We start from the raw sequence: 10525 nt of genomic DNA on the forward strand, positions 1-10525 counted from the left end.
CCTGAGCCAGGATCAAACTCTCCGTTGAAGACTCACAATCACACCCCCACAGGGATGCAATCAGATCTAAACTAGAGTCCGAAAACCCAGCAAAACAATCGCCAGCCGGAAATTAGCTGACAAAAAATGTCTCATCCCCCCCACGGGGGTGGGAGAACGAGAACCAAAAACAATATTTGGCACTGACATTCATCGACACACTATTGAGTTCTCAAAGAACAGGCGCACACACATCCGACCGGCTATCCGGTTGTTCTGTGAGGCAACTTTTCCAGCCTAACCACGGCTCCGCACGGAGTCAAGTCCGCTCGGTGTGATCCAGGCTGCTCGTCAGGCGCTCCTCGTCCTACCTCGTTTCCCGCGCCCCGCCGAGCCTTGCGGCTCTGCGTCTCGGCTCCGGGTCGGTGTCCGTGTCGCTCTGACGTGGAATAAGTTACGCGGCGGAGAACACCACGTCAAATCCGCACTACACGCATGTGATTCCGCAGGTCAGAGGCTTGTCGGGCGGCGGAAAACGGGCACGGGCCACGCAATTGTGACCCGAGACACCAAGATCATTTTTCCGCGCGCAGCGCGCCGGCCGTGTTCCGCTTGCCGCGGCGCACGACGAGCCAGCGTCCGTGCAGGTAGTCGCTGTCGGCGGGGGTCCACTCGGGGTCGGCGATCTTCTGGTTGTTCACCGAGGCGCCGCCTTCGTGGACGGTGCGGCGGGCCGCGCCGCGGCTCTCCGACTGCCCGGTCGCGACCAGCTGGTCGACGATGGTGGGCGAGCTGCCCGGCTCGATCGTGGCGACCCGGCCGTCGACGGCGGTCTCACGCAGGGCGGCTCCGAGGGTCGGCTCGTCGAGGTCGCGCAGTTCGCCGCGACCGAACAGAGCCTGGCTGGCCAGCTGCACCGCCCTGGTGTTCTCCTCGCCGTGCACCAGCGTGGTCATCTCGGCGGCGAGCCTGCGCTGAGCCTCCCGCGCGTGCGGGCGTTCGGCGGTGGCCTGCTCGAGTTCGGCCAGTTCCTCCCGGTCGAGGAAGGTGAACCAGCGCAGGTACTTCACGACGTCCGCGTCGGCGGTGTTCACGAAGTACTGGTACCAGGCGTAGGGGCTGGTCATCTCCGGGTCGAGCCAGAGGCTGCCGCCGCCGGTGGACTTGCCGAACTTCTTGCCGTCGGCCGAGGTGACCAGGGGCACGGTCAGCGCGTGCACGGTCTCACCGTCCACACGGCGGTTGAGCTCGACGCCGGAGACGATGTTGCCCCACTGGTCGGAGCCGCCGACCTGCAGGCGGCAGTTGTGGCTGCGGCGCAACTGCAGGTAGTCGTTGGCCTGCAGCAGCATGTAGCTGAACTCGGTGTAGGAGATGCCGTCGCTCTCCAGCCTGCGCTTGACGGTGTCGCGCGCCAGCATGACGTTGATCGAGAAATGCTTGCCGATGTCGCGCAGGAAGTCGACCACGCTGAGCGGGCCGGTCCAGTCCATGTTGTTCACAATGATCGCGCCGGTCGGTGAGTCGTCGAGGTCGACGAAGCGCTCGAGCTGCGAGCGGATGCGCGCGGCCCATTCGGCGACGGTGTCGGTGGAGTTCATGGTGCGTTCGCCCACGTCGCGGGGATCGCCGATGAGCCCGGTGGCGCCGCCGGCGAGCACGATGGGCCGGTGGCCCGCGCGCTGGAAGCGCTTGAGCGCGAGCAGCGGCACGAGGTGCCCCGCGTGCAGGCTGGCCGCGGTGGGATCGAAGCCGGCATAGAGGGTCAGCGGTCCCTCGGCCAGGGCCGCGCGCAGGGCGTCGAGGTCGGTGGACTGCGCGATCAGTCCGCGCCAGGTCAGTTCATCGATGATGTCGCCGCTCACGCCGCTCTATCTTTCCGCACCGCTGTCCTGGGCCTATGCGCAGGTACCACCCCGCCCGGTGATCCGGCGCGGCCCGCCGTCCGGGTGCGGGGAAGCGGGTCGAGCCGCTCGGGGCGGGCGCGGCGGGGACTACGTCGCGGCCGGGCGACCCGCGCGCGGGCTGCGCCGGTAGGCCGACACCGCGGGCGAGGACGGCAGCCAGAACCGCCATGGCCGGTCGGCCGCGGTGCTGACGCCGACGCGAGGACCGGCAGCGATCTGGTCCGAGGAAAGCGGTGCGGCCAGTTCGAGGCGGATGCGGGAGTCGGGGTCGAACAGCGCGGTGCCGTAGTCGGACAGCCCGATGCCGAGGGCAGTGCCGAAGTTGCCCGGCCCGCGGGCGAGGTGGGCGTCGGCGCGGGCGGTGGGGCGGCGAGCGCGCACCACGTCGATGCCCTCGACGACCTCGCCCGCGCGCAGCAGCACGGCGCTCGCGGTCTCGTCGGGACCGGTGGTGACATTGGCGCAGAAGTGCATGCCGTAGCTCAGATACACGTACAGGTGGCCCGCTGGGCCGAACATCACGGCATTGCGCTCGGTGCGGCCTCGGCCGGAGTGCGAGGCCGGGTCGGGCCACGGCCCCGCCGGGTCGCCGCCGTAGGCCTCCACCTCCACCAGCCGGATGGCGACAGGCCCGGAGCGCAGGGTGGCGCCGAGCAGGCGGCGGGCGGCGGCGGGTGGTTCGACGACCAGTTCGTCGACGGCGAGGAGTTCTTCGGCTGACACGCGGCCATTGTGCGTGACGCGATGATCGTCGCTGGTCACGGCCGTTCGCCGCGCGGTCGGCGCCCGGGCATTGCGCGCGGGTGGTGTCGAGGCGCAGAATTCACCATATAGTGAATTCAACGCTTGATGAATTGAGGTCGCGTCATGACCCATCGTCCCGCCGCCCCGTCACCGCCTGCCGCGTCCGACTCGGCTGTCGAAGTGCGCGATCTGGTCGTGCGGCGCGGGAAACGCGATGTGCTGCACGGCATCTCGCTGACCGTCCCGCGCGGTTCCATCACCGGCCTGCTCGGTCCATCCGGCTGCGGGAAGACCACACTCATGCGCTGCGTCGTCGGCACCCAGCTGGTGCGCTCGGGATGGGTGCGGGTGCTCGGCCTGGACGCGGGGTCACGTGAGCTGCGCAGGCGGATCGGCTACGTGACCCAGGCGCCGAGCATCTACCCCGACATCTCCGTCCACGACAACGTGGCCTACTTCGGCGCGCTGTCCGGCTGTTCCCGCGACGACGTGGCGGAGGCGATCGAGGCAGTCGGGCTGCGCGAACACGCGAGGCAGCGTGGCGACGAACTGTCCGGCGGCCAGCGGACCAGGGCCTCGCTGGCGTGCGCGTTGGTGGCCGGGCCGGATCTGCTGGTGCTCGACGAGCCGACCGTCGGGCTGGACCCGGTGCTGCGCGTCGAACTGTGGAAGAGGTTCCGCGAACTCGCCGCCGCGGGCGCCACCCTGCTGGTCTCCAGCCATGTGATGGACGAGGCGGAATACTGCGACCGGCTGCTGCTCATGCGCGAGGGCAGACTCCTGGCCCAGCTGAGCCCGGACGAACTGCGCGCCCGGACGGGCGAGGACAACCTCGAACGCGCCTTTCTGACCCTCATCACGACAGGACCGAGGTCATGACCACCTGGCCCGCCCGCACCAGGCCCACCGTCACCCTGCGGCCCTATGCCGCCACCACCGCCCGCATCCTGCGGCAGTTGCGCAACGACCACCGCACGGTCGGGATGATCCTGGTGGTCCCGGCGGTGCTGATGTCGCTGCTGTATTTCATCTACGCCGAGGCGCCCGCCGATCCGCGCGGCCCCGCGCTGTTCGATCGGGTCGGCATCAGCATGCTCGGCATCCTGCCGTTCCTGGTAATGTTCCTGGTCACCGCGATCGCCATGCAGCGCGAGCGCAGTTCCGGCACGTTGGAGCGGTTGCTGACCACACCGCTGTCGAAACTGGACCTGATCGGCGGCTACGGCACGGCGTTCTCAGTGGCGGCGGCCGGGCAGGCGGTGGTCGCCTGTCTGGTGTCGTTCGGACTGCTCGATCTCCAGGCCGCGGGCAATCCCGGCTGGGTGGTGCTGATCGCGGTGGTCGACGCGATCTGCGGGGTGGCGCTCGGCCTGCTGGCGAGCGCCTTCGCGCGCACGGAGTTCCAGGCGGTGCAGTTCATGCCGCTGGTTGTCGGGCCGCAGATCTTCCTGTGCGGTCTGCTGGTCCCGCGTGACCAGTTGCCGCGCTGGCTCGAGATCATCAGCAACGTGCTGCCGCTGAGTTATGCCGTCGACGCGCTGGAACAGGTCTCCACCCATGCCGAGCCCACCGGACGGATGGCGCGGGATCTGTTGATCGTCGCGGCGTTCGCGATCGTCGCGCTGGTGCTCGGCGCGGCCACGCTACGGCGGCGCAGCGCGTGAGCGCCGCGGCGCCGGGGCGTCCAGGGCGGTCCGGCCGCAGGCGCGGAACGTCAGGGACCAGGGCGGCGATCCTCGCGGCGGCCCGCACACGCTTCGCCGCGCACGGTTTCGACAAGACCTCGATCCGGTCGGTCGCCGCCGACGCCGGTGTCGATCCCGCGCTCGTGCACCACTATTTCGGCACGAAGCAGCAGCTGTTCGCCGCGGCGGTGGAGCTGCCGGTCGATCCTGAGACGGTGCTGGCGCTGGTGGACGCGGCGCCGGTGGAACAACTCGGCGAGACGATCGTGCGCGCGGTCGCCACCGTGTGGGACTCCCCCGCAGGCCCCGCCGCCGTCGCCGTCCTGCGCAGCCTGCTGGCGGGCGCGGACCCGGCCCTGGTGCGTACCTTCGTTCTCGAGGTGGTGCTGGAGCGGATCAGGGTGCGCATCGCCACCGAGGCCGACGACGCGCGCGAGCGGGTGGCACTGGCCGCCTCGCAGATGATCGGGATCATCGTGGCCCGCAAGATCATCGGGGTGGAGCCGCTGGCCTCGATGCCGATCGAGGACCTGGTCGCCGCCGTGGGCCCGACGCTCCAGCGCTACTTCACCGGCGACATCGGCGCTCGGCCGGACTGAACCGGGCCGGGCGGGCAGTGCCGGCCGGGCGGCTCAGTTGTGCTGGGCGATCAACTTCTCGTGCTCGGCCTCGGACACGTCGCGGGCGTCGTCCACGAGCAGCACCGGGATGCCGTTCTCGATCGGGTAGGACCGGCGCAGGCGCGGGTTGTAGAGCACGTCGGCACCCGACTCGTCGGTGACGAGCAGCAGCGGGCCCTTGTCCTGGGGGCAGGCCAGCAGGTCGAGCAGGATGGGGTCCAAGGCGGTGCGCTCCGGCATGGTGGTGAACCTACCCGACCCCGATGCGCCTGCCCGACTCAGGAGGCCGCCTCGACGACCGGCCGACGGCGGAAGGAGATGTGCCGGTGGCCGAAGAAACTCGCCACCGCCACCGCCCCCATGATCACCACCGCCGAGCCCCGCGCCGGCAGGTGCAGCACCGTCACCGCCAGCGACAACAGCACCGTGTTCAGAGCCAGGCCGCCGGAGTTGACCGCGACGAAGGCGGCGAAGTCGCGCAGCGCCCGGCCGCGCACCCGGAACACCAGCGTGCGATGCAGGACGAAGGCCACCACCACGCTGATCGTGTAGGCCGCTGTGACCGCGGCCGCGGGCGCCCACGGCCGGTCCGGCAGCACGGTCAGCCAGGCGAGGGTGAGAGCGATTCCGAGCGCGGTGTTGAAGCCGCCGACCAGGACGAAGCCGACCTCCTGCCGACGCAGGAAGCGGCGGACCGAACCGGGCAGGCGGCCCGGTCGGGCGGCAGCACGCCGGGTGCGGAGGTGCCACCACTGCGCCATCCCGAGCCCGGCGAGCCCGGCGAGCATCGCGGCGATGCCGATCTTCCAGCCCGGCGGTCGCCAGGTCAGCACGAGTTCGGCGGCGTCGGCGCCTGCCGGGATCCGCACGGCGACGAAGCTCCTGGCGACCGTGGTGATCGGGATCGGCTCACCGTCGAGGGTGGCGCGGTAGCCGGGCCAGCCGAGCCGGGCGAAGACGACGAGACCACCGTCGGGTGAGTCGACGCGCAGCCTGCTGGTGGTGTCGGTCTCGTCGATCGATGCGGCGGTGACGTTCTCGGTGTGCGAGATGCGGCCGTTGCGGGTGGAGACCGGGCCCGCATCGCGTTCGAGGACGGCGATGTAGTCCTCGTGGCCGGAGACCGCGGTCCAGTGCCAGCCCTCGGGTGCCGGCTGGTCCGCCGCGTCGGGGAACAGGGCGCGTTGCAGGACCACCCGGTCGAGGTTCATCAGGTCGACCGGCGCGCGACCGGTATCCGGTTCGGGAGCGAACAGGCGGCGGTAGGCGTCGGGGCAGACGCTGCTGTCCCAGCGCATGCACAGCAGATCGCCGAAGTAGTAGTGGCCGGTGGGGGTGTAACCGTTGACGTAGGTGCGGTCCAGGGTGCGCGCGTAGTTGCCGAACACCAGTGAGCGGTAGGCGGCTGCGGGTTCGCGGTCGGCCTCGCCCAGCAGGCCGCGCTCGCCGAGCTGGATGGTGGTGCCGGGGAATTCGGGGAAGGCGGCTTTCGCGTCGTCCCGGTGGGCGGGCAGGTTCCAGGCCATCGGCGTCGGCTGGGCGGCGCGCACCTGGAGGTGGGCGATGGGGAACATGGCCGCGATGGTCATGGCGCAGGCCGCCGCGACGCCGCGCGTGCCCGCCAGGCGCACCACCGCCGCGAGCAGCGCCAGCACCGCGACGGCGGAGACGATGTGCCACGGCGTGCCGTGCGGATCGGCGGAGGCCGAGCGCAGCAGCAACACCAGCACCAGCACCGCCGCGCCGATCAGCCGGTGCCTCGGTGCGCGGAAGGCCCCGAAGCGGCTGAGCAGCACACAGACCAGCACGAGCAGGCCGACCGCGAGCATGGGCAGCACCCTGGCAGGCCAGCGCAGCGGGCCGATGGTGCCGGGACCGGCGATCCACAGCAGGGCGGCGGCCGAGAAGATGGCGACCGCGCTCAGTTCGCGCCACGACTGCCGCGCGCGGCCCCAGTCGACGAAAGCCAGTGCGGGGACGAGGAACCAGGCGATGTAGGTCGACGGCAGCGGCTGCACGTAACCCCACCAGGAGGTGTAGGCGGGCAGGGCGCTCGGCAGGCTCGCGTTCAGCGACTCCGACCAGGGCACGGTGAGGAACTGGTCGTTCACGACGGCAGAGACGCCGCGCCAGGTGACCTTCGCCGACAGCAGGCTGGGCAGGAAGGTGAGCAGTCCGGCCAGGCCCGCGCAGGCCGAAACCAGGGCCAGCCGCAGCACCGGCCACCACTGCCCTCGGTGCACGAGTTCGCCGACGGCGACGGCGACCAGCATGAGCACCGCCTCCACCGACGGGAAGATGTACTGGACGGTGATCGTCAGGTACAGGAACACGAACACCGGGATCGGGCCGGACTCGCCGCGGGTGTAGCGCACCGCCGAGGCCCAGGCGTGCAGCATCCACGCCGTGCCGGTCAACGCGGTCATCCAGCTCGCCTGATCGAAGAACAGGAAGAAGCCCGACAGCGGGAACGCCACGCCCGCCACCGCCGCCCACGCGGGTTGCGCCCGGTACACCAGACAGACGCGGTAGACGCCGAGCGCGGCGAGGATCGAGAACAGCAGTTTGACGACGGTGGCATAGAGCGCGATGTTGTCCACCGACGGCGCGATCAGGTCGACGAGCAATTGCGGCGGGTTGAAAAGTCCCGCGTCGTCCATCGTGTTGTTCCCGGCCATCCAATGTTCGGGCACCATCACCGGGAAGGTGCCCTCGCGCAGCGCGCGACCGAGGCCGACCCACAATGGCGAGTACTGGGATTCGGTGTCGTCGGTGAAATAGTGACGCGGATTGGCGAGCAGCACCGCCAGATATCCGCCGAGCACGCCCGCCGCGGTGGCCAGCGCCCAGCGCCTGACCACGCGCCGCTCGGTGCCCGCCGACGTCACCTGGGCGGATACGGTGGCGTCCGACTGGACACCCCCCTCTGCCGTGGGCGGGATCTGCCTCGTTCGCTCGCGCACCGCACTGTCCGTCACGGTTTCCACACATTACAGATCGCATGCCCCACCGGGTCGACTCCGACCGTTTTTCCCGAATTGCCGAATTTTGCTGGCACACAACTGTTTCCGATCGGCGCATTTCCCTCGGAAACCACCCGGCGAGTCGCGTCGAGAAATCGACGACCGCTGTTACAGTGACGCCCACCTGTGTGTCGTATACCGGTCCCGTATACGCGTTTCGCGAACCGTCGCGGCACCGGCCCACCATCGTCGAAAGCCGACCCGTCGATGCCGATTCCCACCGCACACCCCGCGCCGTCCGGGCACCCCTCGCCCGCCGCCGCCCGCACCGTCGAGCGTGCCGTGGCCACGCCCGCCGGACGGATCGAGGCCGAGCCGCGCCCCACGCGCGCCGGAGTCGAGCGCCCGCACACGATCTCGGTGGTCGTTCCCGTCTATCGCGGTGAGCGGACCATCGCCGCGCTGGTGGCGGAGTTGCGCCGGTTCACCGCGCTCAGCCGCACCCCGGGCGGGGTGCCCTACGTGATCGCCGAGATCGTGCTCGTGCACGACGACGGGCCGGATCGCTCCGATGTGGTGATACAGCGACTCCAGCGCGCGCACCCCGAGGTCCGTGTGATCTGGCTGAGCCGCAACTTCGGTCAGGACGCCGCGACCATCGCGGGCATGTCGGTGGCGGCGGGCGACTGGATCGTCACCATGGACGAGGACGGCCAGCACGATCCGGCCGGCATCGGCGCCTTCCTCGACACCGCGTTGAGCGAGCGCGCCGACCTGGTCTACTCCAAGCCGGTCAACACCCGCCCGCACGGCCTGCTACGCAATGTCACCTCGCGCGGGGCCAAACTCGTGCTCGCCACGCTCTTCGCCTTCCCTGCCTCCACCAGGTTCGAGAGCTACCGGCTCATCCGCGGCGACATCGGCAGGCAACTCGCCGAGGTGGCCTCCAACGGCGCCTATCTCGACGTGGCCCTGACCTGGGTGGTCGGGCGGGTGGCCCAGCAGCCGGTGACGCTGCGCGCCGAGGGCAGGCAGGAGTCCGGCTACAACTACCGGCGGTTGTTCTCGCTGTTCTGGAAGATGGTGCTGTGCAGCGGCACCCGCGGCCTGCGCGTGGTGAGCATGCTCGGGGTGACGCTGGCGCTGGCGGGTCTGGTGATGGCGGCCTGCGTGGTGTACAAGGTGCTGACCACCGAGCACTGGGCGCCCGAGGGCTGGGCCTCCATGATCGTGGTGCTGCTGCTCTGCTCGGGGGCGATCCTGTTCTCGCTCGGCATGATCGCCGAATATCTGGGCGTCGCCCTGCACATCCTCGTCGGCAAGCCGCTGTTCCTCACCGTGCGCACCCCGACGCCGCGGCACGGCGGCACGGGCGAACCGAACGCCGGAAGCGCGGCCGGTGAGCACTGAACGCATCCTCTTCAGCCGTCCGCATCGCGCCCGCAGAGAACTGGACAACCTGGCGACGGTGCTGGCCTCCGACCACAGCCACGGCGACGGCCCGTTCACCGCCTCGGCGACGGCCAAGATCGCCGCGATCTGCCGGACCCCGCACGTGCTGCTGACCACCTCGTGCACCTCGGCACTGGAGATGGCCGGGCTGCTGCTGGAACTCGGGCCCGACGACGAGGTGATCGTCCCCAGCTATGCCTTCACCTCCACCGCCACAGCCATGGCGCTGCGCGGCTGCACCTGCGTGTTCGCCGACATCGACCCGGCCACCGGCAACATCGATCCGGCGTCGGTGGCCGCGGCCGTCGGCCCGCGCACCAAGGCTGTGGTGGTCATCCACTACGGGGGCGTGGCCGCGGACATGGCCGGGCTGACGGAACTGGCGGCCGCGCACGGCATCGCCGTCGTGGAGGACAACGCGCACGGCTTCGGCGGCCGCTGGCGCGGGCGGATGCTCGGCACCCTCGGCACGATCGGCACGCTCAGCTTCCACGACACCAAGAACCTGCACTGCGGCGAGGGCGGGGCGCTGCTGCTCACCGACGAGATCCTCATGGCGCGCGCGGAGATCATCCGGGAGAAGGGCACCGACCGGGCCCGCTTCCTGCGCGGGACGGTCGACAAGTACTCCTGGCAGGACATCGGTTCGAGCTATCTGCCCAGCGAGCTCAACGCCGCCGTGCTCGACGCCCAGCTCGACGAGTTCGACCTCATCCAGGCCCGCAGGCACCGGGTGTGGAACGCCTACGCGGGCGGCCTGCGGGACTGGGCCGCGCGCAACGACATCCGGTTGATGACGGTGCCGCCGGAACGCGAGCACACCGCGCACCTGTTCTACCTGCGCACCCCCACCGAGCGGCATCGCGACGACCTGATCGCCCATCTGGCCGCGCGCGGGGTGTCCGCGCCGTTCCACTACGTGCCGCTGGACTCCAGTCCGGCCGGGCTCAAACTCGGCCGCACCCCGCGCCCCTGCGTGCACACCGCGGAATTCTCGGCGACACTGGTGCGCCTGCCGTTGTGGCCGGGACTCGGCGACGAACAGGTCGAGCGGGTGCTCGCCGCCGTCACCGGGTTCCGCGTCTGAATCCCCTCGCATCGGTCACCGCCGACGTCGCGTCCGGCCGGATCGGATTTCCCCCCCCCGGGCCCAAACGGACGCCCCCCGGGCGCGT

At 70.3% G+C, this 10525-nt stretch carries 9 protein-coding genes and 1 pseudogene; 5 read left to right on the forward strand and 5 right to left on the reverse strand.

Annotation, left to right across the window (positions count from 1 at the left end):
- Positions 1-554: 554 nt before the first annotated feature.
- Both tyrS and QH283_RS13680 read right to left on the reverse strand, forming a co-directional pair.
- Positions 555-1844 (reverse strand): tyrosine--tRNA ligase, encoded by a 1290-nt coding sequence (gene tyrS, locus QH283_RS13675; RefSeq protein WP_280503378.1) that lies wholly within the window; start codon positions 1842-1844, stop codon positions 555-557.
- A gap of 129 nt (positions 1845-1973) precedes the next feature.
- On the reverse strand, positions 1974-2609 hold the full coding sequence (locus tag QH283_RS13680; RefSeq protein WP_280503379.1) for a DNA-3-methyladenine glycosylase: 636 nt from the start codon (positions 2607-2609) through the stop codon (positions 1974-1976).
- A 144-nt stretch (positions 2610-2753) separates the two neighbouring features.
- Here QH283_RS13680 and QH283_RS13685 point away from each other — a divergent pair, with 144 nt between their 5' ends.
- From QH283_RS13685 to QH283_RS13695, 3 genes are read left to right on the forward strand one after another with little or no spacing between them, the layout of a single operon-like run.
- Complete coding sequence (locus QH283_RS13685) at positions 2754-3509, forward strand: ABC transporter ATP-binding protein (RefSeq protein WP_280503380.1); 756 nt, start codon at positions 2754-2756, stop codon at positions 3507-3509.
- Positions 3506-4294 carry an ABC transporter permease gene (locus QH283_RS13690; RefSeq protein ID WP_280503381.1) on the forward strand — a complete coding sequence of 263 codons (789 nt, stop codon included), beginning with the start codon at positions 3506-3508 and terminating at the stop codon, positions 4292-4294. Before QH283_RS13685 ends, QH283_RS13690 begins: the two co-directional genes overlap by 4 nt.
- Positions 4291-4914, forward strand: a complete 624-nt coding sequence (locus QH283_RS13695) for a TetR family transcriptional regulator (RefSeq protein WP_280503382.1) — start codon at positions 4291-4293, stop codon at positions 4912-4914. Before QH283_RS13690 ends, QH283_RS13695 begins: the two co-directional genes overlap by 4 nt.
- A 33-nt stretch (positions 4915-4947) precedes the next feature.
- Here QH283_RS13695 and QH283_RS13700 read toward each other — a convergent pair whose 3' ends face one another.
- The 3 genes and pseudogenes from QH283_RS13700 to QH283_RS13710 form a co-directional block, all read right to left on the reverse strand.
- On the reverse strand, positions 4948-5175 hold the full coding sequence (locus QH283_RS13700) for a Trm112 family protein (RefSeq protein WP_280503383.1): 228 nt from the start codon (positions 5173-5175) through the stop codon (positions 4948-4950).
- 38 nt (positions 5176-5213) lie between these two features.
- Positions 5214-5642: a GtrA family protein gene (locus tag QH283_RS30320; RefSeq protein WP_280503386.1), complete on the reverse strand. Its 429-nt coding sequence runs from the start codon at positions 5640-5642 to the stop codon at positions 5214-5216.
- A gap of 21 nt (positions 5643-5663) precedes the next feature.
- Positions 5664-7760: pseudogene (locus QH283_RS13710) on the reverse strand (hypothetical protein); the annotation flags it as partial.
- 405 nt (positions 7761-8165) lie between these two features.
- On the opposite strand from QH283_RS13710, the gene QH283_RS13715 reads away from it, so the two are divergent.
- Together QH283_RS13715 and rffA are read left to right on the forward strand one after the other, a co-directional pair.
- Complete coding sequence (locus QH283_RS13715) at positions 8166-9308, forward strand: glycosyltransferase family 2 protein (protein ID WP_280503384.1); 1143 nt, start codon at positions 8166-8168, stop codon at positions 9306-9308.
- Positions 9298-10437 (forward strand): dTDP-4-amino-4,6-dideoxygalactose transaminase, encoded by a 1140-nt coding sequence (gene rffA / locus QH283_RS13720; protein WP_280503385.1) that lies wholly within the window; start codon positions 9298-9300, stop codon positions 10435-10437. The genes QH283_RS13715 and rffA overlap by 11 nt, the downstream gene beginning before the upstream one ends.
- The last annotated feature ends 88 nt before the right edge of the window (positions 10438-10525 follow it).

This window comes from Nocardia farcinica (genome assembly GCF_029867845.1).
GTDB lineage: Bacteria > Actinomycetota > Actinomycetes > Mycobacteriales > Mycobacteriaceae > Nocardia > Nocardia farcinica_A.

Bases quoted from the DNA above. Each gene is read 5' to 3' on its own strand.
- QH283_RS13715 (WP_280503384.1), top strand. From the start codon at position 8,166: ATGCCGATTCCCACCGCACACCCCGCGCCGTCCGGGCACCCCTCGCCC.
- QH283_RS13700 (WP_280503383.1), bottom strand. From the start codon at position 5,175: ATGCCGGAGCGCACCGCCTTGGACCCCATCCTGCTCGACCTGCTGGCC.
- QH283_RS13690 (WP_280503381.1), top strand. From the start codon at position 3,506: ATGACCACCTGGCCCGCCCGCACCAGGCCCACCGTCACCCTGCGGCCC.
- QH283_RS13685 (WP_280503380.1), top strand. From the start codon at position 2,754: ATGACCCATCGTCCCGCCGCCCCGTCACCGCCTGCCGCGTCCGACTCG.